Genomic DNA, 22,331 nt, shown 5'->3' with positions numbered 1-22,331 from the left:
TTATTCTTCCAGAAAGAGTTGCAACAGCTCATTCAAAAAGCGCTGCCCCAGCGCGGTGGGGGCAATCAGCTCCGGCGTGCGGGTGATCAGCCCGCGCTGCTCGGCCTGCTGCAGGGCCGGTTCCACCGTGCTGAGTGCCTGTCCTGTCATGGTGGTAAACAGCATGGGGTCAAAGCCTTCGGTCAGGCGCAGGGCATTCATCATGAATTCAAAGCCGAGGTCAGCCCGGTCCAGCAGGCGTTCTTCCTCAATGTGGCCGGTTTCTGCCACGGCTTTCATGTAAGCATTGGGTTGCTTGATGCGGGATTGCCGCAGAATGCGGTCGTGAAAGCTCAGCTTGCTGTGAGCGCCCGCACCGATGCCCAGATAATCCCCAAACACCCAGTAATTCAGGTTATGCCGACAACGTTTGCCCGCTTTGCCAAAGGCCGAGGTTTCGTAATGGCCATAGCCATGTTCTGCCAGCAGATGTTCGATGGCTTCCTGCATGGTGGCGCTGGTGTCATCGTCGGGCAGAGCCGGTGGCTTGTAGTAAAACGGGGTGTTGGGTTCCAGTGTCAGGTGATAAGCGGAGATGTGCGTGGGGCCTAACGCAATGGCGGTGCGCATATCCTGCAGCGCTTCTTCCAGCGTTTGTTCAGGCAGCGCGTACATTAAATCCAGATTGACGTTGCCGAAAATCTTGATGGCGTGCTCGGCGGCGTATTGCGCTTCTTCGCTGTTATGTATGCGCCCCAAGGCCTGCAAATGGCGCGGATTAAAACTTTGTATACCAATGGAAATGCGGTTGACCCCGGCATCACGGTAGCCTGCAAAGCGTTCCGCTTCAAAAGTACCAGGGTTGGCTTCCAGCGTGATTTCCGCTTCGTATTCCAGCGGTGTGAGCATGCGCACATGACTGAGAATGCGGTCTATGGACTCCGCACTGAACAGGCTGGGCGTGCCACCACCAAAAAAGATGCTGCGCACCTTGCGGCCCCATACCAGCGGCGTGGCTTGCTCAAGGTCGGCAATCAGCGCATCAACATAGGCGCTTTCCGGGATAGGGTTGCGCGACTCATGTGAATTGAAATCGCAATAAGGGCATTTGCGCACGCACCAGGGGATATGGATATACAGGCTGAGTGGTGGCGGATTGCGCAGGCCGCTGCTGGTGAGCTGGCCGACCAGCGGATTTTCAGTCACCGGGGCAGGCGCAATCGGAATGATGGGTATCATGCGGCGCGGATAAGCGCTAAGCTTTGTTGTACGGATTGATCAGGCTGTCGACCAGCTGGTGCAAGGCGTCACGCATCTGCTGCTCGGAGACTTCCATCAACAGGCCGTCCTCCAGCGCATCCTGCGCAATCTGTTTCAGCTCGTCAAAATTCTCGGTCATCACCTTCACTTTTTCGGTGCAGGAGACCACGCTGTTGTCATCACGTACCCATTTGGGCCAGTCGTTGCTACTCATGTTGCCAATCTCTCCAGCCTATGCAGCAAGCGGGCCATGGCCTGGCCTCGATGGCTGATGCGGCTCTTAATATCCAGGGGTAATTCGGCGACGGTCTTGCCGGTTTTGGCATCCAGAAACAAAGGGTCATAGCCGAAGCCATCTTCGCCGCGCAATGAGTCCAGTATCTCGCCTTGCCATACGCCTTCGGCAATCAGCGGTTCCGGGTCGTCAGCATGCCGCACCAGCACGATCACGCAATAAAAATGTGCCTGCCGCTGGGTGAGACCCTGCATGACCTCCAGCAGTTTCGCATTATTACGGGCATCCGATTTTGGTTCACCGGCATAACGCGCTGACAGCACGCCAGGCGCGCCCTGCAGGGCATCCACGCACAGGCCGGAATCATCGGCCAGCGCGGGCAATCCGGTATGGCGGCTGGCATGGCGCGCCTTGGTCAACGCATTTTCAATAAACGTGCAGTAGGGCTCTTCCGCTTCCGGCACATTCAGGGTCGATTGTGGGATGATTTCCAGGTCGAGCGGCGCCAGCAGATGGCGGATCTCACGCAACTTGCCAGCGTTGCCGCTGGCGATCACCAGTTGGTTGAAGGGCAGCGCCATGTTACAAGCCCAGCGCCTTGGCTTGCAGGCTGGTCAGCTCACGTATGCCTGCGGCGGCGAGGTCCAGCATGCGATCCATATCGGCACGCTGAAACGGCACACCTTCAGCCGTGCCCTGAATTTCCACGTAGCCGCCGCTGCCTGTCATCACGACATTCATGTCGGTATCACAGTCTGAATCTTCAATGTAGTCAAGGTCCAGCACCGGCGTGCCCTGGTATACACCGACCGACACCGCAGCGACCGAATCACGCAAGGGCGATTCGCTGATAAGACCCTGCGCCAGCAAACGGCTGATGGCATCATGCAGGGCGACATAGGCGCCGGTGATGCTGGCGGTGCGGGTGCCGCCGTCAGCCTGAATCACATCACAGTCTATCTGTATGCTGCGCTCGCCCAGTTTTTCCAGATCGATGATAGCGCGCAGGGAGCGGCCAATCAGGCGCTGAATTTCTTGTGTGCGCCCACTCTGCTTGCCGCGTGCCGCTTCGCGGTCCATGCGGCTGCCGGTAGAGCGGGGCAGCATGCCGTACTCTGCGGTTACCCAGCCCTGATTTTTGCCGCGCAAAAACCCGGGTACTTTTTCGTCCACGCTGGCGGTGCACAGTACATGGGTATCGCCAAATTTGACGAGTACCGAGCCCTCGGCATGCTTGGTGTAGTGCCGGATGATTTCAATGGGGCGTAGCTGGTGGGTTTCTCGCTGGCTGGGGCGCATGATGGTTTCGCTCTGTCAAAACCCTGATTATAAGCCAGTCATGGGGAATTCAATAATGCCGGGTTCCACGTGAAACGGCGCCGCCTGGCAGGCGACTAGCCGCGTGATTTGCTAATGGCGGCCTGTATCTCGGCAATTGCCAGGTCTATCTGCGCTTCGCTGAGCTCGACATCTTCTGCCTGACCTGCGCTTTCGGTCACCGGGTTCAGAATGGTGGTGATGGCACCCATCGCCATATCATGAGAAGACAGCATCAGCTCGGCTTGGCCCAGACGCAGCCCGATGGCACTGGCATTGTCGCCTTCACTGCCATTTTGCTCCTCGGCAGTTTCCAGCATCCTGGGAATGGCAATGTCGACCGGATGCTGGTAGATCATCTCGGCCATTTGTTCTTCGCTCAAGCCTGACCACAGGCCATCCGAGCACAGCAGCAGAATGTCGCCATCCATCAGCTTGCGCGGGGGCGTCAGCTCGATTTTGGGCGTATGGCTACTGCCCAGGCAGTTATAGATTTTGTGACGCTCCGGATGACGCGCCATCTCATCGCGATGCAGCAAGCCCTGGCGAAACATCTTTTGCACCACGGAGTGATCCTCTGTGTGGTAAATGCTGCGCCCGCTGCGGAAATGATAAAGGCGGGAGTCGCCCACATGGGCGGTGTACAGACGATGCTGCTGAATAATGGCGGCCACGATGGTAGTGCATGGTGCCTCGAGCATATGCTGGGTGTGCTTGAGTTGATGCAGGGCCTGATGAATGATCTGGATTTGCTCCATCAGGTAACGTCCGGGATGCGGTAGCAGGTCTACCGCTCTTTTTTTGAAATCCTCGGTCAGGGTTTTGACGGCCATGCGAGCCGCCACTTCACCGTGGCGATGGCCACCCATGCCATCGGCCAGCACCATCAGCACGGCATCGCGGCTGTAAGCATAGGCCAGCCGGTCCTGATTATGCGCGCGCGGCCCTTTGCGGCTGCTTTGGTAAATGCTGAATTTCATGTGTCTGGCCGCAAGTACTGACGAAGCTTGTCCATCAGGCCGGCTTTGGCGACTGGCGCACTGGGGATATTGTCCGCCAGCATTTTCTGCAGGGTCAGCACGCTTTGCGGGCGTTGCATGTGGTCCAGTGCCAGGCAGCGATCAATAATTTCCAGCAGTGCCGGCGAGTAATGGGCTTTGCCGAGGCGGACGGCGGGGATGAGTTTATCCTCCTTGCGGCGGGCATCGGCGGCGGGTGGCGTGCCGCGACTGATACAGGCATACATACTGGCGCCCACGCTGTAGATATCGCTCCATGGCCCCAGCAGGGTCTTGTCGAAGTATTGCTCGGGGGAGGCAAAGCCCGGCGTATAACTGGGCGGCAGGCTGGGCTGGGTGGCGGACAATGTTTGCCGGGCCGAGCCGAAATCCAGCAGCACAGGCGAGCCATCGAGCCGGATATAGATGTTGGCGGGCTTGATGTCCAGATGTAACAGCTTGCGGGCATGCACTTCACGCAGGCCATTCAGCAACTCGCAGAAAACGCGACGGATGAAATTCTCCCCCAAGGGTTGCGACTGGTTGAGGATGGAAGCCTGCAGGGATTTGCCACGCTCGTATTGCATGACCATGTAAACGGTATCATTGGCGCGGAAAAAATTCAGCACCCGCACTATATTGCGGTGTTCGATGGTAGCGAGTGCTCGCCCTTCTTCAAAAAAACATTTGAGGCCATGCTTGAAATTGGTCGAGGCGGCGGCGGAGTTGATCTGCACTTTGCTGCCTTCGCTGCGCAAGGCAAGACCGGTAGGAAGATACTCCTTGATAGCGACGGTATTCTTGCTGGCATCCTCGGCCAGGTAGACCACGCTGAAGCCACCCGCGCTCAGAACCTTCTTGATGACATAGTCCTGTAGCGGGTGTCCAATGGGGAGAGACTGGTTTTGCGTAGCCTGCATACTGAACGATACATCCCAAGTGTCGGCCGTGGCATGAATAAAAAATGCGCATCATCATCAGAAAACCATGTGCCGCCGCGGCGAGGCACCAGCTTATTTTGGCATGAATCCGGCGGGATTTGATACCATGCCCCAACTTTAAAATCTTCATCTCCCCCAGGAATTTTCCATGACATTCAGTATGACCGGATTTGCCTCGCTGGAGCGCGAGGTCAGCGGCGTTACCCTCATTATCGAGTTGCGCTCCGTCAATCACCGCTATCTTGAATTGCACATGAAGCTGGATGACAGTCTGCGCAGTTTTGAGCCCATGGCACGCGAACTGATTGCAGCCCATCTGGGCCGTGGCAAGGTGGAGTGCCGCATGAGCCTGATGCGCAGCCAGGATGCTACGAAAAAAGCCGAGCTTGATGTCAGCATCGTGCAGCAGCTGGCCAAGCTGTCAGCCGATGTACAGCAGCACATGCCTGCCAGTGCACCGTTGACCGTAGCTGATATTCTGCGCTGGCCTGGTGTGGTGATGAGCGATGGCATCGATACGGCTGCGCTGGGGGATCAGGTCAGAGCGATTCTGGAGCAGGTGTTGCAGGACATGAGCGCCGCGCGGGCACGTGAAGGGGCCAAGCTGGCCGCGGTGATCCGCGAGCGCCTGGCCGAGATGGAGCGCGAAGTTGCCCAGGTCAAGCCGCTGTTGCCATTGCAGATCAAGGCCTATCAGGAGCGCCTGGTTGCCAAGCTGCAGGAGGCGCTGAAATCGGTGGATGAAGAGCGCGTGCGGCAGGAGCTGGTGCTGTTTGCACAACGCGTGGATGTGGACGAGGAGCTCACACGCCTCACCGCGCATATTGAAGAGGTGAAGCGCATTCTCGGTGCCAAGGGCGCCGCCGGCAAGCGTCTGGATTTCCTGATGCAGGAGCTGAATCGCGAAGCGAATACGCTGGGTTCCAAGTCGGTCTCAACCGAAGTATCGCAAACCGCGATGGCGCTTAAAGTATTGATTGAACAGATGCGTGAACAGATTCAAAATATCGAGTAATCACATTTGAAAGGGCAGCGCGGAAACGGGCAGCCCATCTTGCAATCGCCGCCAGCCGGCGCAGACCATTTAAAAGAAATCACGAGCATGACAGGCAATCTATTTATCATCACCGCAGCTTCTGGCGCGGGCAAAACCAGTCTGGTGCGCGAATTGCTGGCGTCAGACAGCCAGATCCAGCTATCGGTGTCGTACACCACCCGCAAGCCGCGACCAGGCGAGGTGGACGGGGTGCATTATCACTTTGTGGAAGAGGCTGAATTCATGCGCATGCTGGAAGCCAGCGACTTTCTGGAAAGTGCGCATGTGCATGGTGCGCGCTATGGAACATCGCAAAGCCGGGTGGAAAGCGTGTTGCAGCAAGGCAATGACCTGATTCTGGAGATTGACTGGCAGGGCGCTGCCCAAGTGCGCAGTCTTTACCCGCAAGCCATCAGCATTTTTATTCTGCCACCTTCGCTGGAGGCGCTGGAGCAGCGCCTGCACGGCCGTGGGCAGGATAGCGCCGAGGTGATTGCCCGTCGACTGGCGGCTGCTCGCGATGAGATGCGCCATGTGGTCGAGTTCGACTATGTTACAATTAACGACGATTTTGAGGTGGCGCTAAATGATCTGCGCGCCATCATCCGCACCCAGCGTTTGCAGCGCGAAAAGCAGTTGCTGCGGCACCAGGATCTGCTGGAAAAACTCATATAGATCATACGGAGGAATAACACATGGCTCGCATGACAGTAGATGATTGTCTCGAAAAAATCCCTAATCGCTTTCAACTGACGCTGGTAGCAGCGTACCGTTCGCGCCAATTGGCCAACGGCTCGGAACCTTTGGTCAATACCCATGGCCAGAAGGACAAGCCCACAGTGCTGGCATTGCGCGAAATCGCATCCGGCAAGGTCGGTCTGGAAGTGCTGAACCGCGGCCAAGCCTAAGTTCAACATCCGGTGCTAGATGCACCGAAGATCAAGCAAGGCGCTGTTTGAAGGCATTATGTGTGTTCAATCGGTGCCTTGTTTTTTTGGTAAAACCCTTTAGAAGCTTATGGATAGTCACAGGTGGTTGAGTCAGCATGCCTAAATTGGTAGCCAAACGTCCAGCAGAGTCGCTGAAACATGTGGCAGCCCCCCTATTGCCCGCCGATAGCGAAGATTCGCTACTGACGCAGCGCTTGCGGGTTTACCTCAAGCCCGAAGATATTGAACAGGTCTGGGCGGCGTATCGTTTCAGCGATATGGCGCATACCGGCCAGCTGCGCAAGAGCGGCGAGCCGTATATCACGCACCCGGTGTCGGTGGCCTGCATCCTGGCCGAGCTGCATATGGATGTGCCAACGCTGGTGGCCGCCTTATTGCACGACGTGGTGGAAGATACTGGTGTCACCACCCAGGAGGTGAGTGAGCGCTTTGGCAAACAGGTAGCCGAGCTGGTGGATGGACTTTCCAAGCTGGACAAGATCAAGTTCAGTACCGAGACCGAAGCCCAGGCGGAAAACTTCCGCAAGATGCTGCTGGCGATGTCGCAAGACGTGCGCGTCATTCTGGTCAAGCTTGCCGACCGCCTGCACAACATGAGTACGCTGGGGGTGATGACTCCGGAAAAACGCCGTCGCACTGCGCGCGAAACCCTGGAAATTTACGCGCCCATTGCCAATCGCCTGGGGCTGAATGCCATCTACCAGGAGCTCGAAGATCTCAGCTTCAAGCATTTGTATCCCATGCGCTATTCGGTCATCTCCAAGGCGATTCTGGCTGCGCGCGGCAATCGCAAGGAAGTGGTTGGCAAGATTCTGGATGCCATACGCGAGCGCCTGGGCGAGATGCACATAGAAGCCGAGGTGACGGGGCGCGAAAAGCATCTTTATAGTATTTACCGCAAGATGACCGGTAAAACTGTGACCTTTTCGCAGATCTACGACATTTACGGTTTCCGCATCATCGTCAAGGATTTGTCCAGCTGCTATCTGGCGCTGGGAGTATTGCACGGTTTGTATAAGCCTATCCCAGGCAAGTTCAAGGATTACATCGCCATCCCCAAAGCCAATGGCTACCAGTCGCTGCACACCACGCTGTTTGGCCCGTTTGGCACACCGATTGAAGTGCAGATACGCAGCCGCGAGATGCATAACATTGCTGATGCGGGCGTAGCGGCCCACTGGCTGTACAAAACCACTGACGCGCATCTGACGGAACTGCAGCAGCAGACCCACCAATGGTTGCAGCGCTTGCTGGATATCCAGAGCGAAAGCACGGACTCGCTGGAGTTTCTCGAGCACTTCAAGGTCGATCTGTTCCCGGATGAGGTGTATGTATTTACGCCCAAGGGCAAGATCATGGCGCTGCCCAAAGGCGCGACGGCGGTGGACTTTGCCTACGCCGTGCATACGGATATTGGCAATCGCTGCGTAGCCGTCAAGATCAATCAGGAACTGGCGCCGTTACGTACCGAGCTGCATAACGGTGACCATGTGGAGATCATCACCGCTGCCCATGCGCACCCCAACCCGGCCTGGCTCAATTATGTTGCCACCGGCAAGGCGCGGGCGCATATCCGCCATTTTCTCAAGTCCTTGCAGACGACCGAATCTGCCCATCTTGGTGAGCGCTTGCTCAACCAGGCCTTGCGCGCGTTGCATGCGGATGTCGCGAAGATCGACGACACGCATTGGCAGAAACTGCTGCGCGATTATGGCGCCAAGAACAAGGAAGAAATTCTCACCGATATCGGCCTGGGCAAGCGGCTGAATGTCATGGTCGCGCATCAACTGCTGGCGATGAGCGAAGAGCAGGGCGAGCGCCATGCCAAGCATACCAACAAACCGCTAGGCACGATCACCATACGCGGCTCCGAGGGCATGGCGGTGCAGTTCGCCCAATGCTGCCGCCCGATACCTGGCGACCCCATCCTTGGCTTTATCAACAAGGACAAGGGACTGGTCATTCATACGCATGATTGCCCGGCCATTCGCAAATTCCGTGTCGACCCCGAAAAGTGGCTGGATGTCGAATGGGATCCGGATGGCAAGCGCCTGTTCAATGTGAACCTGAAGCTGGTGGTCGCCAATCAGCGCGGCATGCTGGCGCAGATCGCATCTACCATTGCCGAGGCGGGCTCCAATATTGACCATGTCAGCATGGAAGAGTCAGACAGCAGTGCCTATACCAATATGCATTTCACCGTGCAGGTGGAAAATCGCGTGCACCTGGCCGAACTGATGCGGCGTATCCGCAAGATTCCTGACGTGGTGCGCATCAATCGCGTCAAGGGTGCCGGCACCGAACAGCGCATACAGTAGGCTCGGCTACATCACGCAAACCTAATATCCTGAAAACCAAGACCTGAGGAAAACCATGGCAAAAAAGATCATCCATACCGACCACGCTCCTAAAGCGATTGGCACTTACTCGCAGGCGGTTGCCGTCAATGGCACCGTTTACCTGTCAGGGCAGATTGGCCTGGACCCCGCCAGCATGGAGCTGGTAGAGGGTATTGAAGCACAGGTGCATCGTGTATTCACCAACCTCAAGGCCGTGGCTGAAGCGGCTGGTGGTTCTCTGGCGGATGTCGTGAAACTGAATATTTTTCTGACCGATCTCGGTCACTTTGCCCTGGTCAATTCCATCATGTCTGAATATTTCAGCGAGCCTTATCCTGCGCGTGCTGCCGTTGGCGTCGCCACACTGCCACGTGGTGCGCTGGTGGAAGCCGATGCCGTCATGGTGCTCGCCTGAGTCTTTAATTTCTCCGCTGGCAAGGATAGTCTCTGAAACCGCTGCAAGACCTCAAGGGCATCACGCAGCCGGTGCTAAGCGGGCTGCGCAAGCTTGGCATTCATAGTATTGAAGACTTGCTCCTCCACCTGCCCCTGCGCTATGTGGATGAAACGCACGTAACGCCGATTCGCGACCTGCGGCTCGGCGAGCAGGCGCAGGTCGAAGGCGAGATTATTCATGCCGAAGTCCAGTACAAACCCCGTAAAGCCCTGATTGCAAGATTGCAGGATGCCAGTGGCATCCTGACCTTGCGCTTTCTCAATTTTTATCCCAGTCAGATTGCGGCGCTGAAAGAAGCCAACCGTTTGCGCGCACTGGGTGAAGTGAGGAATGGCTTTTTCGGCTATGAAATGGTGCACCCGCAGTGCAAGCCGGTGCGAGAAGGGGCTGCGGTCAAGCAGACCTTGACGCCGGTCTATCCGACCACGGCAGGCTTGTCGCAGCCTTCGCTGCGGAAATGGATAGGGCGCGCCCTTGAGACGGCCAGCCATGATGAACTTCTGCCGGCCAAGGTGTATCAGGGCAAAGCCTGGCCTGATTTTCAGCAAAGCCTGCTGCAGTTGCACTATCCGCCACCCGATGCTGATCAGCATGCCCTGCAGGAAAAAACTACCCCCGCCTGGCAACGCCTGGCATTTGACGAGCTGCTGGCTCAGCAGATTTCCATGCGCAAGCATTACGCCCGTCGTCGTGGTCTGGGCGCGCCTGCCATGCCGCCTTCCAAAAAGCTGGTCTCCGCATTATTGAAATCCCTGCCGTTTGGCCTGACAGCAGCCCAGCAGCGCGTATTCACCGATATTCAGCACGATCTTGGCCGCAGTTATCCCATGCAGCGCCTGTTGCAAGGCGATGTTGGTAGCGGCAAGACCATTGTGGCGGCCATGGCTGCCTTGCAGGCGATTGAGCATGGCTGGCAAGCGGCCATCATGGCGCCTACCGAGATTCTCGCCGAGCAGCATTTCAATAAGCTGAATACCTGGCTGCAAAATCTGGCGGCTGGCGCAGCTCCGGTGCGCGTGGTGTGGGTGGCTGGCAGCCAGGGCAAAAAGGCGAGAGCAGAGGCTTTGGCCGCGATTGCCAGTGGCGAGGCGCAACTGGTGATCGGCACCCATGCCGTGTTTCAGGACCAGGTACAGTTTGCCAGGCTTGGCCTCGTGGTTGTGGATGAGCAGCATCGTTTTGGTGTGCAGCAACGCCTGGCGCTGCGGCAGAAGGGCGCACAGCCGCATCAGCTGATGATGAGTGCCACGCCGATACCGCGTACGCTTTCCATGAGCTATTTTGCCGATCTGGATGTATCGGTGATTGATGAGCTGCCGCCCGGGAGAACCCCGGTGGTGACCAAGCTGGTATCCGATGCGCGCCGTGAAGAAGTCTTCGAGCGGGTGCGTGCAGCTTGCAGTCAGGGCAGGCAAGCCTATTGGGTTTGCCCTCTGATCGAAGAAAGTGAAGCCTTGCAGCTACAGACGGCCGTGGATACCCATATGGCATTGCAAGAGGCGTTTCCCGAGTTGCAGGTGGGGTTGGTGCATGGCCGCATGAAACCGGCCGACAAGCAGGCCGTCATGCAAGCGTTTGCCGCCAATCAAATCCATTTGCTGGTGGCGACGACGGTGATTGAGGTCGGGGTGGATGTGCCGAATGCCAGCCTGATGGTGATAGAACACGCCGAGCGCATGGGGCTTTCGCAATTGCATCAGCTGCGTGGGCGGGTAGGGCGGGGGGCCGCCAGTAGTGCCTGCATTCTGCTTTACCAGACGCCGTTGTCGGAAACGGCGCGTGCGCGCCTCAAGATTATTTATGAATCGAGTGATGGGTTCGAAATTGCCCAGGCCGACTTGCACTTGCGGGGGCCGGGTGAGTTCATGGGCATCCGGCAGAGTGGTACCCCCATGCTGAAGATTGCCGACCTGGAAAGAGATGCCGGGTTGCTGGAGGAAGCTCAGGCCATGGCTGACTGGTTATTGCAAAAGCATCCCCAGGCAGCCGAAGCGCATTTGCAGCGTTGGCTGCATCAGGCCCAAGAATTGGTCAAAGTGTGATTGAGCCTGCGATAATAGCGCCGTGAGAATTGTCCGCGCCTTCCCCCAACAACGTCAGCACTGGTTGCGCCAACCGATAGGCAGCGGCGCCTATCGCTCATGGCTGGTAGAGACGGCATCTCTGACGCAACGCCTGCAATCCCGTTCGACAACATTCGCCGTTCATACGCTTGGCTTGAGGCAGGCAATGCCTGCTCTGGAAGATGCCGTGTTACTGGGTATCCCTTCGCGGCGTACTTCCCTGATGCGAAACGTGCATTTGCTTTGCAATGGCGCGCCAGCCGTCTATGCATCCAGTGTGTTGCCACAATCGAGTTTGCGTGGCGCCTGGCGTGGTCTCGGGCGGTTGGGGAACCGTTCGCTGGGTTCCATGCTGTTTTCCAATCCCCGGGTGAGTCGTGCGCCATTAAGTTATCGCAAACTGACAGCGCAGCATGCGCTATACAGGCAGGCTGTGGCGCATTTGCACAATAAACCAGCCTACGTGTGGGCAAGGCGCTCGGTCTTTCACCTTGAGTGTTCCGCCATTCTGGTCACGGAAGTTTTTTTACCCTCGGTCTTAACCTTATGAACTGGCTAGTGAAGAAGAGTAGCGCCTACTGGCGATTGACGCGCATGGATAAACCCATCGGCATACTGCTGCTGCTGTGGCCCACGCTCTGGGCGCTGTGGCTCGCCAGTGCCGGCAAACCAGACCTGAAAGTATTAGCGGTGTTTGTCTTGGGTACGGTGCTTATGCGGGCCGCTGGCTGTGTCATGAACGATATGGCGGATCGCAATTTTGATGGGCATGTCGCTCGCACGCGCCATCGCCCCCTGGCGACGGGTGAGGTCAGTGTTAAAGAGGCATTGTTGCTGGCGATGATATTAAGCCTGATCGCTTTCGCATTGGTCATGCAATTAAACAAGCTGACGGTGCTACTGTCTTTCCCGGCCCTGTTCCTGGCGGCCAGCTATCCATTGACCAAGCGCGTGATTGCGATTCCCCAGGCCTATCTTGGCGTGGCCTTTGGTTTTGGCATTCCCATGGCATATGCCGCACAGACGGGTAGCATCCCTGGCATTGCCTGGTTTCTGCTGCTGGGAAACGTGTTCTGGGCCATCGCTTATGATACGGAATACGCCATGGTGGATCGGGCGGATGACCTGAAGATCGGTATCCGTTCTTCGGCTATCTTTTTTGGTCCTAGGGATGTGGCGGCCATTATGCTATCGTACGGAGTCTTGCTGGGAGTATTGCTCCTTACGGGCCTTCATTATGGCTTGGACTGGCCTTATTATCTCGGTTTGATCATTGCCGCCATGCTCGCGGTTTACCACTACCTGCTCATTCGTGAGCGTCAACCAGCACGCTGCTTCAAGGCGTTTTTGCATAATAACTGGTTGGGTGCGGTGGTGTTTTTCGGGCTGGCAGCAAGTTATGCTCTTCATTTTTCGTCATAAAACCGCTAGCAAACGCAATATATCGTTTGACAAGCGTTACTTGCGTGACATAAAATCCGCCTCTTAATTTTTTCAGCGATTAATGGTTGTCCGATGAAGACCTTTTCTGCAAAAGCGCATGAAGTAAAGCGCGACTGGTTCGTGGTAGATGCCACGGATCTGGTGCTGGGCCGACTGGCCAGCGAGATTGCCCACCGTCTGCGTGGCAAGCATAAAACGATTTACACTCCGCACGTGGATACGGGCGATTACATTGTCGTGGTTAACGCCGACAAGATCAAAGTAACCGGCAACAAGGCAGGCGACAAGCTGTACCATCGCCACTCTGGTTACCCAGGCGGTATTTCCACCACGACCTTTGCCAAGATGCAAGACCGCTTTCCTGGTCGCGCGCTGGAAAAGGCTGTCAAGGGCATGCTGCCCAAGGGTCCTCTGGGCTATGCCATGTTCCGCAAGCTGAAGGTATATGCTGGTCCTAAGCATGACCACGCGGCACAACAGCCACAACCTTTGACTATTCAAAGCCAAGCGTAAGGATAAACGATGATTGGTAAATATAACTACGGTACTGGCCGCCGCAAAAGCTCGGTAGCTCGTGTCTTCATTAAGTCCGGCAGCGGCAATATCGTTGTTAACGACAAGCCTGTTGACCAGTATTTCTCCCGCGTGACTTCACGCATGATCGTGCGTCAACCACTGGAATTGACCGACAACGTTGCCAGCTTTGACATCATGGTCAATGTGGATGGCGGCGGTGAGTCCGGTCAGGCTGGTGCAGTTCGCCACGGTATTACCCGTGCACTGGTAGATTACGATGCAGCGCTGAAGAGCGCCCTGTCCAAGGCAGGCTTCGTTACCCGCGATGCACGTGAAGTTGAGCGTAAGAAAGTCGGCTTCCGTAAAGCACGTCGTCGTAAACAGTTCTCCAAGCGTTAAGCAGGACTGCTTTACCATGTACAAAAAGCCGCACTTGTGCGGCTTTTTGCTTTTCGCACACTCAATCGGTTAGGTGAGCCCCGTAAGCTTTGATACCATAAGCGCAACAAAGCCAGCTTAAGCTGGCGTTTTATTCATAGAAATCAGATCATGCAAACATCTAAAATCAAGGTAGGTATTGTAGGCGGCACTGGCTATACCGGTGTTGAGTTGCTAAGAATACTGGCGATCCACCCATCGGTGGAGTTGAGTGTGATTACGTCGCGTGGCGAAGCTGGTTTGCCCGTGGCAGACATGTTTCCCAGCTTGCGCGGCTATATCGACTTGAGCTTTAGTGATCCGGCCAAATCAGACTTGGCCAGCTGTGACCTGGTCTTTTTTGCCACGCCTAATGGTATTGCCATGCAGCAGACCAGAGAGTTGCTGGCAGCGGGGGTGCGGATTATCGACTTGGCAGCTGACTTCCGCATTCAGGATGTGGCTACCTGGGAAAAATGGTATGGCATGACCCATGCCTGTCCGGAGCTTTTGTCACAGGCGGTATATGGCTTGCCGGAAATGAATCGTGAACAAATCAAGGCTGCGCAGCTGGTGGCAAATCCAGGATGCTATCCCACGGCGGTGCAGCTTGGGTTTATGCCGCTTCTCGAAGCGGGGCTGATTGATCCTCAATACTTGATTGCAGATGCCAAGTCCGGGGTGAGTGGCGCTGGCCGCAAGGCGGAAACGCATATTCTGTTTGCTGAAGCTGGAGACAATTTCAAGGCGTATGGTGTAGCAGGGCATCGCCATTTGCCGGAAATCAGTCAAGGCCTGACCCATATGGCAGGCAAGCCAGTGGGCTTAACCTTTGTACCGCATTTGACGCCGTTGATTCGGGGTATTCACGCCACTCTGTATGGCCGGCTGAATAAAGAGGCTGATTTGCAGGCTTTATTTGAACAACGCTACGCTAATGAGCGTTTTGTAGACGTGCTGCCCAAGGGGGCGCATCCTGAGACGCGCTCGGTGAGAGGTTCCAACCAATGCCGTATTGCTGTGCATAGGCCACAAGGTGGCGACACGGTTGTCGTATTGTCGGTTATCGATAACCTGGTCAAGGGGGCTGCCGGGCAGGCTGTGCAAAATATGAACATCATGTTCGGCTTTGCTGAGAATGCAGGGCTGGAAATCGTGCCCTTGCTGCCTTAACAATGCGATCTGTCAAACGCAAGCTACGGCGACACTTCGGTGCGACTGCGCATCGTGTTGCTGTGCGTGCGCATCTGGCCTGGTATTGGTTGCCTTTGACGGCGCTTGTTGCCCTTGTTGTGGGCTATGGTGCGGCCTATGTACAATTTGCCGGGAGCCAAGTCCGTGGCATACATCAAAAATTGGCAGATGTGGATGCGCGAAACCAGGTTATGCAGTTCAAGCTCGTGCAGGCTGAGCGCCAATTGCAGGTGGAGCGGGCAGCCCAAGCCAACTTGTCACGAGAGCTGGATAGCGTGCAGGCAGAGAGTATGCGGCTCAAGGAAGATATTGGCTTTTATCAAAATATCTTCAGTGAACGCAAGGCTTTACGGGAGATACGTCTTCATACCTTCAAGGTGAATAAAGCGCTGGGCAATGGGGATTATGATTACCACATTCTGCTGATGCAGGCAGGCAACCATGATAAAGTTGTCGACGGTAGCCTGACGTTGACGTTATATGGAGCGCCGGCAGGTGGAGTGGAACCTCAGGCTATTTCGCTACAGGGCAACCCCAATCTGAAACAAAATCTGAGTTTTAAATATTATCAACAGGTGGACGGTAAATTTTCTTTGCCCGCCAATGTCAAATCTGGATATTTATTGCTGGAATTTGTTGAAAAAGGGGCAACCCGTGCCAATATAAGTGAAAAGGTAGAGATTCCTGCTCAGTAGCGAATACTCAACCATGAAAGGGTCATGATGTTTTCCAGAAACAAGAATAAGCCGCAAAGCCGCATTGATACCTTGATCGGCGTAGAGTCCAGCATCGAGGGTAATGTCAGATTCAATGGAGGGCTGCGGGTTGATGGAAAAATCAAAGGTGATGTGACGGAAGCAGAGGCCAGTGCCTGTACCTTGGTATTAAGCGAGCATGGCAGTATCGATGGGGCCATCAAGGTTGCGCATGCGGTACTGAATGGCAATGTGAACGGCCCGGTTCGTGCCAGTCATTATCTTGAGTTGCAGAGCAAATCACGCATTGTCGGAGATGTGCATTATCAAACGCTGGAAATGCATACGGGCGCTGTCATTGAAGGAAAGCTTGTTTACCTGGGTGACGATAAAGAGTCCCCTGCGAAGGATAATAAAACGCTGGAAGATTGACCTGCTATCAAGTCCGCAGGATAATGATTTTATTAAGAATTTAAGGAGTGTGAAAAATGAACGCGATTACTGAAATGCCAAGCCCTTTGGTCTTTACGGACAACGCTGCCAAGAAAGTAAAGGAATTGATTGAAGAGGAAGGCTCGCCTGACCTCAAACTGCGCGTTTTTGTTAGCGGTGGCGGCTGCTCCGGTTTCCAGTATGGCTTTACTTTTGAAGATACGGTGAACGAAGACGACACCCAGGTGCAGAAAGATACCGTGACACTGCTGATCGACCCGATGAGCCTGCAATATCTGACAGGTGCCGAGATCGATTATCAGGATAGCCTGCAGGGTTCACAGTTTGTGATTCGCAATCCGAATGCGACGACGACGTGTGGTTGCGGTTCGTCTTTCTCGGTATAAATGAACGTGGATTAACCGGGCCCCGAAACGGGTCGGTTAATTTCAATCAATAAAAAAGGAGCCTATGGCTCCTTTTTTATTTGGTGCTACATCCAGTTATCGCTGATCAATCGGCACAAAATCGCGACGGGTTGAGCCTGTGTAAAGTTGACGTGGTCGACCGATCTTGGCTTCCGGATCCGACATCATCTCGTTCCACTGTGATACCCAGCCAGCGGTGCGGGCAAGGGCAAAAATTGCGGTGAACATGGAATTTGGAATGCCCATGGCGCGCATGACGATACCGGAATAGAAGTCGACATTCGGGTAAAGTCGACGGCTGACAAAATACTCATCTTCCAGCGCAATTTGCTCCAGCTTGAGTGCCAGCTTGAACATTGGATCATCATGCAAGCCGAGTTCATCCAGCACCTGGTGACAGGTTTCACGCATGATGGCCGCACGTGGGTCCATATTGCGATAGACGCGATGCCCAAAACCCATGAGTCTGAAAGAATCCGATTTATCCTTGGCGCGCTTGATGAATTCGCCTATGCGGCTCACATCGCCAATTTCTTCCAGCATGTTCAGGGTGGCTTCGTTTGCACCGCCATGCGCAGGGCCCCAGAGCGACGCAATCCCTGCGGCAATACAGGCGAATGGATTGGCACCGCTGGAGCCTGCCAGGCGCACTGTGGAGGTTGAGGCGTTCTGTTCATGATCCGCATGCAGAATCAGGATGCGATCAAAGGCTTTTGCCAGAATCGGATTCGGTTCATACGTTTCACACGGCGTCGCAAACATCATGTGCATGAAGTTTTCCGCAAAATTGAACCGGTTCTGCGGATACATGAACGGTTCGCCTATATTGTATTTGTAGCTCCAGGCAGCGATGGTCGGCACTTTGGAGAGCAGGCGATAGGCGGATATTTTGCGGCTCTGTGGATCCTTGACATCCATGGCGTCATGATAAAACGCGGACATGGACCCCACGACGCCTACCATGACAGCCATGGGATGAGCATCGCGGCGGAATCCACGGAAAACGTTGGTCAGCTGATCGTGCAGCATGGTGTGCTGCGCAATGCTGTCAGTAAACGATTTTTTCTGCGTGGCATCGGGCAATTCCCCGTGCATGAGCAAATACGAGACTTCAAGGAAGTCGCAATTCTTGGCCAATTGCTCAATGGGATAGCCGCGATAGTAGAGCAGGCCTTCGTCGCCATCAATAAAGGTGATATTTGAGCTGCAAGAGGCTGTCGATAAAAAGCCAGGGTCGTAAGTAAATACGCCGTGCTTGCCGAGATTACGAATATCAATGACGTCGCTACCCAAGTTGCCTGAAACGACAGGCAATTCAATGGGAGGGGCGCCATTGTCAAAAGTGAGTGTTACTTTGGTGGGCTTTGTCATAGTCATTTTTGTATTTTAGTGAATGCGGCGGTGAATGCCAAATTACCTAGCATAAATCGCGCCCAGAATACGCGGCCCTTTGGCGCCGGTAACTGCTGGCAGGTTGGCAGGTTTGCCTTCCATGCATTGTTGAGCCAGCCATGCAAAGGCTGCCGCCTCCACCCAATTTACGCCTATCCCCAAGCTATCGCTTAAGCGGATCTTGATCGCTGGCAGCAGCTCCTGCAAGCGTTCCAGTAGCAGGGTGTTGTGCGCCCCGCCGCCACATATATAAGCCTCGTCCACATTGTCGCAAAAGTCGTTGATGGCATTGGCAATGCTCCTCGCAGTCAGCTCAAGCAAGGTGCGCTGCACATCTTCAGGTGCATATGCATCTTCCAGATGTTGCCCCAGCCAGGTCATATTGAAGCTGTCCCTGCCCGTGCTTTTGGGCGGGGATGCACTAAAATAGGGATATTGCAGCCATTGCTGGAGCAATTTTTCGATCACCGTGCCCGTTGCGGCCCATCGGCCCCCTGCATCATATCGCTCGCCCAGATGTTTCTCTGTCCAGGCATCCATCAGCATATTGCCGGGCCCGGAGTCAAAGCCCCTGACCTCGCCTGCGCTTGGCAAGTCTGTGATATTGGCAATCCCACCGATATTGATGACGGCGCGATTCGCTTGTGGGTGAGCAAATACAGCCTGATGAAAGGCGGGCACCAGCGGTGCTCCCTGGCCGCCTGCGGCAACATCACGGCTCCGAAAGTCCGCGATGACTGTCATGTCGAGTAACTCAGCCAGCAATGCCGCATTGCCCAGTTGCAGCGTAAAACCCAACTCCGGGCGATGGCGAATGGTTTGACCGTGACAGCCAATGGCGCGGATACGCGATTTATCAACATACGCACTTGCCAGCAGGGCACGTACTGTCTCGGCGTAAAGATGGGCTAGCTGATTGGCTGCGCTTGCGGCCAGCTCAAGCTCATTATGGGCGGGCGTGTGCAAATCCAGCAATGCAGCACGTAACTCGGCAGAATAAGGAATGGAATAGGTGTGGCGTACATGGCAGCTATGCCCGTCCAATTCCGCAATAACCGCATCGACGCCGTCCATGCTGGTGCCGGACATCATGCCGATATAAAGCTCGGTTGACATAGAACTAGACGATGCTCAAGTGAATACGATATTCACCTGAGCCTGTGAGATGGCAGTCCATGGAAAGGATTACTCGAGAGAGGCAAGGTTGCTGCTGATCAGCAGCTGTAACTGGGCAACCAGCTTGCTGCTGTTGGCCAGAAAGTCAGCTTTGTATTTTGGCGCAATCGGAACAGCGTTAGGCAAGGCCACGGTGAGCGGATCGCGATGCTGGCCGTTCAGCAGAAACTCATAATGAAGATGCGGACCAGTGGCCAAGCCTGTCATGCCCACGTAGGCAATGATGTCCCCTTGACTGACTTTGCTACCGCGATGCAAACCCGCAGCAAATCGGGATAAGTGCCCGTATACCGTGCTGATGCCGTTTTGATGGCGCAGCACAACAACATTGCCGTACCCGCTTTTGACACCGACAAAATCCACGACGGCATCGGCGGAGGCTTTGACTCGAGTCCCAATGGGTGCGGCGTAATCCACGCCTTTATGCGCACGCATTTTTTGCAGAATCGGATGGAAACGACCGAGGCTGAAACCAGAACTGATACGGCTGAACTCTAATGGAGAGCGCAGGAAAGACTTGTGCAGGCTTTTGCCTTCAGGCGTGTAATAACTGACTTGACCTTCGGGGTTGCGATACCTGACGGCACGATAGGTTTTGCCGTCATTAATGAATTCGGCTGCCAGTACTTGGCCAGTGCGGGCCAGTTCCCCATTCCAATAGCTCGCTTCATAGACGACCACAAAGCGGTCCCCACGGCGGAGATCGCTATGAAAATCGATATCCGAAGAAAATATCTCGGCCAGTTGTATGGCAATCGCATCAGGAATGCCCGCTTCATCGGTAGCGCCGAAAAGCGAGCTTTTGATTTCTGCAGATTTCAGGACAGGATGAGTTTCCATCACTGTTTCAGCGACATGAGCTTCATAGCCGTTCGCGGTTAGTTCTACATGCAGGGTAGAGTTGTTGTCAGTCTGGTATTGCAGCTTTAATAGCTGACCATCCTGATTGGTTTGTGCCTGAATGGATCTGCCTGGGCGTAGTTGTGTTGCCAATGCTCTGGCATCAGGGTTGCGCTTGAGGAATTCAATGGCATCATCATTCGTGATATTGAGCCGAGAAAGCAAGCTGGCGAGGGTATCGTCGCGCCGGATCTGGTCTGCTTGCCAGAACGAACTATTTTGCGCATCCACTTGCACCATCGGCGCAATTGTCTCGGGAAGCTCAATATTTTCGACCACGGTATGGATGTTGATGTCTTGAACCGAAGTCTGTGGCGCAATACCGAATGCCGTGAAAATGCCGAATAGAGGAAGGCTTGAAAAGGCCAATAACCAGCGGAGGCGTAGCTTTCGTTCTTTAAATCTGCGGTTTTGCGATAAAATGCCGGGTTTGGAACTAGGTTCGCTTCGCTGCACTGGAGCTACCTCAAATACATGATAGGGATAGGGGATGCTAACAGAAAACCTATTCCTGGTGAAGGCAAAATGCCAGAGGCATGAAAGATAACAAAGAATGCGTGCTTTAAATGAAGATTTGGCGCTGATCAAGCGCGGATGCGATGAACTGCTGATTGAGCAAGAGCTGGTAGAAAAGCTCAAGCTGGGCCGACCTTTGCGCGTCAAGGCCGGTTTTGATCCCACCGCGCCTGATTTGCATCTGGGGCATACTGTATTGCTCAACAAATTGCGTCAGTTGCAAGAGCTTGGGCATCACGTGCTCTTTTTGATAGGCGATTTCACCGGAATGATCGGCGACCCAACCGGCAAGAGTGCTACTCGGCCACCGCTGACGGCTGAGCAGGTTCAGGAAAATGCCAAATCGTATGAAGCCCAGGTTTTCAAGATATTAAAGCCTGAGCAAACGGAAGTAGTTTTTAACTCTGCCTGGATCAGTCAGCTAGGGGCTGCCGGCATGTTAAAGCTGGCGGCGACACATACTGTCGCCCGCATGCTGGAGCGCGATGATTTCAGCAAGCGATATAAAAATAATCAGCCTATCGCTATTCATGAATTCCTCTATCCTTTATTGCAGGGATATGACTCCGTGGAGCTGAAAGCGGATCTGGAGCTCGGCGGTACGGATCAGAAATTCAACCTGCTAATGGGGCGTGAATTGCAAAAGCATTATGGCCAATCGCCGCAATGCGTGTTGACCATGCCTTTGCTGGAAGGGCTTGATGGCGTCAATAAGATGTCCAAGTCGCTCGGTAACTATATAGGTATAGCGGAACCAGCAAACGACATCTTCAGTAAATTGATGTCCATATCCGATACTTTGATGTGGCGTTATATAGAGTTGCTGTCGTTTGAGTCCATGGAAACCATTGCATCCTGGAAGCAATCGGTAGAGGCGGGTGAAAATCCTCGCAATATAAAGGTAAGGTTTGCCCAGGAGCTGGTCACCCGTTTCCATTCTGCCGAAGCTGCAGAGCAGGCGCTGGCAGATTTCTCCCTGCGCTCCAAAGGTGGAATACCGGACGATGTGCCTGAGGTAAGTATCGCACTGGCTCAGGATCAGATAGGTATTGCCGCCTTGCTGAAGCAGGCCGGGTTGGTCGCAAGCACCTCCGAGGCGTTGCGCATGATAGAGCAAGGCGGCGTTAAGCTGGATACTGAGAAGGTTGAAGATAAGGCTCTGCAACTGGCGGCTGGCGTAACAGTAGTGGCGCAGGTTGGTAAGCGCAAATTTGCCCGCATTACTATCAATCGCGGTTAATTGTAAATAATTTGTAATAATCGCGGATTGGGTATTGACGTCATTCGGCCAATCCGTAGAATGCGCGGCTCGCTTCAACGGCGACGTCGGGCAGGAAATCAAGCAGTAGAAAATTTCCCTTGACCAAATAAATTTGGTCTGTAAAATGCGCGGCTCGCTTGAGAAAGCGGCAGTGCAAAACAGGGCGAAACAAAAGATTTTATGTTTCGCTTGACCAAGTAAAAACGGTCTGTATAATGCGCGGCTCGCTAGTAACAACGCGGTGTGCAGAGAAGTTAGCAGCAAAATTTCTCTTGACTGAATTAAAACGGTCTGTATAATGCGCACCTCTCAACGGAAACGTTGATGAGTGAAAGCGAAGTAAGAAGTACCTGCTCTTTAACAAACTGAACAATCGATAGGTGTGA

Annotated in this window: 24 protein-coding genes; 15 read left to right on the top strand and 9 right to left on the bottom strand. The window is 54.6% G+C overall.

Going from position 1 to position 22,331, the window contains the following annotated elements; genetic code table 11:
* The 6 genes from hemW to FNL37_RS00095 all read right to left on the bottom strand — a co-directional run bounded on the left by hemW (position 1) and on the right by FNL37_RS00095 (position 4,709).
* Positions 1 to 1,218, bottom strand: a complete 1,218-nt coding sequence (hemW, locus tag FNL37_RS00120) for a radical SAM family heme chaperone HemW (protein ID WP_159354734.1) — start codon at positions 1,216 to 1,218, stop codon at positions 1 to 3.
* Positions 1,219 to 1,234: 16 nt separating this feature from the next.
* Complete coding sequence (locus tag FNL37_RS00115; RefSeq protein WP_013440870.1) at positions 1,235 to 1,453, bottom strand: hypothetical protein; 219 nt, start codon at positions 1,451 to 1,453, stop codon at positions 1,235 to 1,237.
* On the bottom strand, positions 1,450 to 2,055 hold the full coding sequence (gene rdgB / locus FNL37_RS00110) for an RdgB/HAM1 family non-canonical purine NTP pyrophosphatase (RefSeq protein WP_159354733.1): 606 nt from the start codon (positions 2,053 to 2,055) through the stop codon (positions 1,450 to 1,452). Before rdgB ends, FNL37_RS00115 begins: the two co-directional genes overlap by 4 nt.
* 1 nt (position 2,056) lies before the next feature.
* Positions 2,057 to 2,773 carry a ribonuclease PH gene (gene rph / locus FNL37_RS00105; protein ID WP_015829091.1) on the bottom strand — a complete coding sequence of 239 codons (717 nt, stop codon included), beginning with the start codon at positions 2,771 to 2,773 and terminating at the stop codon, positions 2,057 to 2,059.
* Positions 2,774 to 2,868: 95 nt separating this feature from the next.
* Positions 2,869 to 3,771: a PP2C family protein-serine/threonine phosphatase gene (locus FNL37_RS00100; protein ID WP_013440873.1), complete on the bottom strand. Its 903-nt coding sequence runs from the start codon at positions 3,769 to 3,771 to the stop codon at positions 2,869 to 2,871.
* Complete coding sequence (locus FNL37_RS00095; RefSeq protein ID WP_159354732.1) at positions 3,768 to 4,709, bottom strand: serine/threonine protein kinase; 942 nt, start codon at positions 4,707 to 4,709, stop codon at positions 3,768 to 3,770. Before FNL37_RS00095 ends, FNL37_RS00100 begins: the two co-directional genes overlap by 4 nt.
* Positions 4,710 to 4,878: 169 nt before the next feature.
* On the opposite strand from FNL37_RS00095, the gene FNL37_RS00090 reads away from it, so the two are divergent.
* From FNL37_RS00090 to erpA, 14 genes are all read left to right on the top strand, one after another.
* The gene (locus tag FNL37_RS00090; RefSeq protein ID WP_159354731.1) at positions 4,879 to 5,745 is read left to right on the top strand and encodes a YicC/YloC family endoribonuclease; all 867 of its coding nucleotides are present in this window, start codon (positions 4,879 to 4,881) and stop codon (positions 5,743 to 5,745) included.
* Positions 5,746 to 5,832: 87 nt separating this feature from the next.
* Positions 5,833 to 6,441: a guanylate kinase gene (gene gmk, locus FNL37_RS00085; protein WP_159354730.1), complete on the top strand. Its 609-nt coding sequence runs from the start codon at positions 5,833 to 5,835 to the stop codon at positions 6,439 to 6,441.
* Between the two features lie 20 nt (positions 6,442 to 6,461).
* Positions 6,462 to 6,674, top strand: a complete 213-nt coding sequence (gene rpoZ, locus FNL37_RS00080) for a DNA-directed RNA polymerase subunit omega (RefSeq protein ID WP_013440877.1) — start codon at positions 6,462 to 6,464, stop codon at positions 6,672 to 6,674.
* A 137-nt stretch (positions 6,675 to 6,811) separates the two neighbouring features.
* Positions 6,812 to 9,034 carry a RelA/SpoT family protein gene (locus FNL37_RS00075; protein ID WP_013440878.1) on the top strand — a complete coding sequence of 741 codons (2,223 nt, stop codon included), beginning with the start codon at positions 6,812 to 6,814 and terminating at the stop codon, positions 9,032 to 9,034.
* A gap of 55 nt (positions 9,035 to 9,089) precedes the next feature.
* Positions 9,090 to 9,470, top strand: a complete 381-nt coding sequence (locus tag FNL37_RS00070) for a RidA family protein (protein WP_013440879.1) — start codon at positions 9,090 to 9,092, stop codon at positions 9,468 to 9,470.
* Between the two features lie 32 nt (positions 9,471 to 9,502).
* Complete coding sequence (gene recG / locus FNL37_RS00065; protein ID WP_159356123.1) at positions 9,503 to 11,554, top strand: ATP-dependent DNA helicase RecG; 2,052 nt, start codon at positions 9,503 to 9,505, stop codon at positions 11,552 to 11,554.
* Between the two features lie 22 nt (positions 11,555 to 11,576).
* On the top strand, positions 11,577 to 12,125 hold the full coding sequence (locus tag FNL37_RS00060; protein ID WP_159354729.1) for a chorismate--pyruvate lyase family protein: 549 nt from the start codon (positions 11,577 to 11,579) through the stop codon (positions 12,123 to 12,125).
* Complete coding sequence (ubiA, locus tag FNL37_RS00055; protein ID WP_015829098.1) at positions 12,122 to 12,997, top strand: 4-hydroxybenzoate octaprenyltransferase; 876 nt, start codon at positions 12,122 to 12,124, stop codon at positions 12,995 to 12,997. The genes FNL37_RS00060 and ubiA overlap by 4 nt, the downstream gene beginning before the upstream one ends.
* Before the next feature lie 93 nt (positions 12,998 to 13,090).
* Entirely contained in the window at positions 13,091 to 13,531 is a 441-nt protein-coding gene (gene rplM / locus FNL37_RS00050; protein WP_013440883.1) for a 50S ribosomal protein L13, read from the top strand.
* 9 nt (positions 13,532 to 13,540) lie between these two features.
* Entirely contained in the window at positions 13,541 to 13,933 is a 393-nt protein-coding gene (gene rpsI / locus FNL37_RS00045) for a 30S ribosomal protein S9 (RefSeq protein WP_013440884.1), read from the top strand.
* A gap of 150 nt (positions 13,934 to 14,083) precedes the next feature.
* A complete protein-coding gene (gene argC / locus FNL37_RS00040; protein ID WP_159354728.1) occupies positions 14,084 to 15,124 on the top strand; it encodes an N-acetyl-gamma-glutamyl-phosphate reductase in 1,041 nt (346 codons plus the stop codon).
* A 2-nt stretch (positions 15,125 to 15,126) separates the two neighbouring features.
* Positions 15,127 to 15,840 (top strand): DUF6776 family protein, encoded by a 714-nt coding sequence (locus tag FNL37_RS00035; RefSeq protein ID WP_159354727.1) that lies wholly within the window; start codon positions 15,127 to 15,129, stop codon positions 15,838 to 15,840.
* A gap of 27 nt (positions 15,841 to 15,867) precedes the next feature.
* The gene (locus FNL37_RS00030; protein ID WP_170291274.1) at positions 15,868 to 16,272 is read left to right on the top strand and encodes a bactofilin family protein; all 405 of its coding nucleotides are present in this window, start codon (positions 15,868 to 15,870) and stop codon (positions 16,270 to 16,272) included.
* A 56-nt stretch (positions 16,273 to 16,328) separates the two neighbouring features.
* Entirely contained in the window at positions 16,329 to 16,679 is a 351-nt protein-coding gene (gene erpA / locus FNL37_RS00025) for an iron-sulfur cluster insertion protein ErpA (RefSeq protein WP_013440888.1), read from the top strand.
* A gap of 96 nt (positions 16,680 to 16,775) precedes the next feature.
* Here the strand turns inward: erpA and gltA are convergent, their stop codons facing one another.
* From gltA to FNL37_RS00010, 3 genes are all read right to left on the bottom strand, one after another.
* The gene (gltA, locus tag FNL37_RS00020) at positions 16,776 to 18,071 is read right to left on the bottom strand and encodes a citrate synthase (protein WP_190274882.1); all 1,296 of its coding nucleotides are present in this window, start codon (positions 18,069 to 18,071) and stop codon (positions 16,776 to 16,778) included.
* A gap of 42 nt (positions 18,072 to 18,113) precedes the next feature.
* Entirely contained in the window at positions 18,114 to 19,208 is a 1,095-nt protein-coding gene (locus FNL37_RS00015; RefSeq protein ID WP_159354725.1) for an anhydro-N-acetylmuramic acid kinase, read from the bottom strand.
* 69 nt (positions 19,209 to 19,277) lie between these two features.
* Positions 19,278 to 20,624 (bottom strand): OapA family protein, encoded by a 1,347-nt coding sequence (locus FNL37_RS00010; RefSeq protein WP_015829104.1) that lies wholly within the window; start codon positions 20,622 to 20,624, stop codon positions 19,278 to 19,280.
* A gap of 97 nt (positions 20,625 to 20,721) precedes the next feature.
* Here FNL37_RS00010 and tyrS point away from each other — a divergent pair, with 97 nt between their 5' ends.
* Positions 20,722 to 21,924 carry a tyrosine--tRNA ligase gene (gene tyrS, locus FNL37_RS00005; protein ID WP_159354724.1) on the top strand — a complete coding sequence of 401 codons (1,203 nt, stop codon included), beginning with the start codon at positions 20,722 to 20,724 and terminating at the stop codon, positions 21,922 to 21,924.
* Positions 21,925 to 22,331: the final 407 nt, after the last annotated feature.

Source organism: Methylovorus glucosotrophus, assembly GCF_009858335.1.
In the GTDB taxonomy this organism is placed as follows: domain Bacteria; phylum Pseudomonadota; class Gammaproteobacteria; order Burkholderiales; family Methylophilaceae; genus Methylovorus; species Methylovorus glucosotrophus.
The sequence above is the reverse complement of the archived record's forward strand: the minus strand, read 5'-3'. Positions and strand labels throughout refer to the sequence as shown.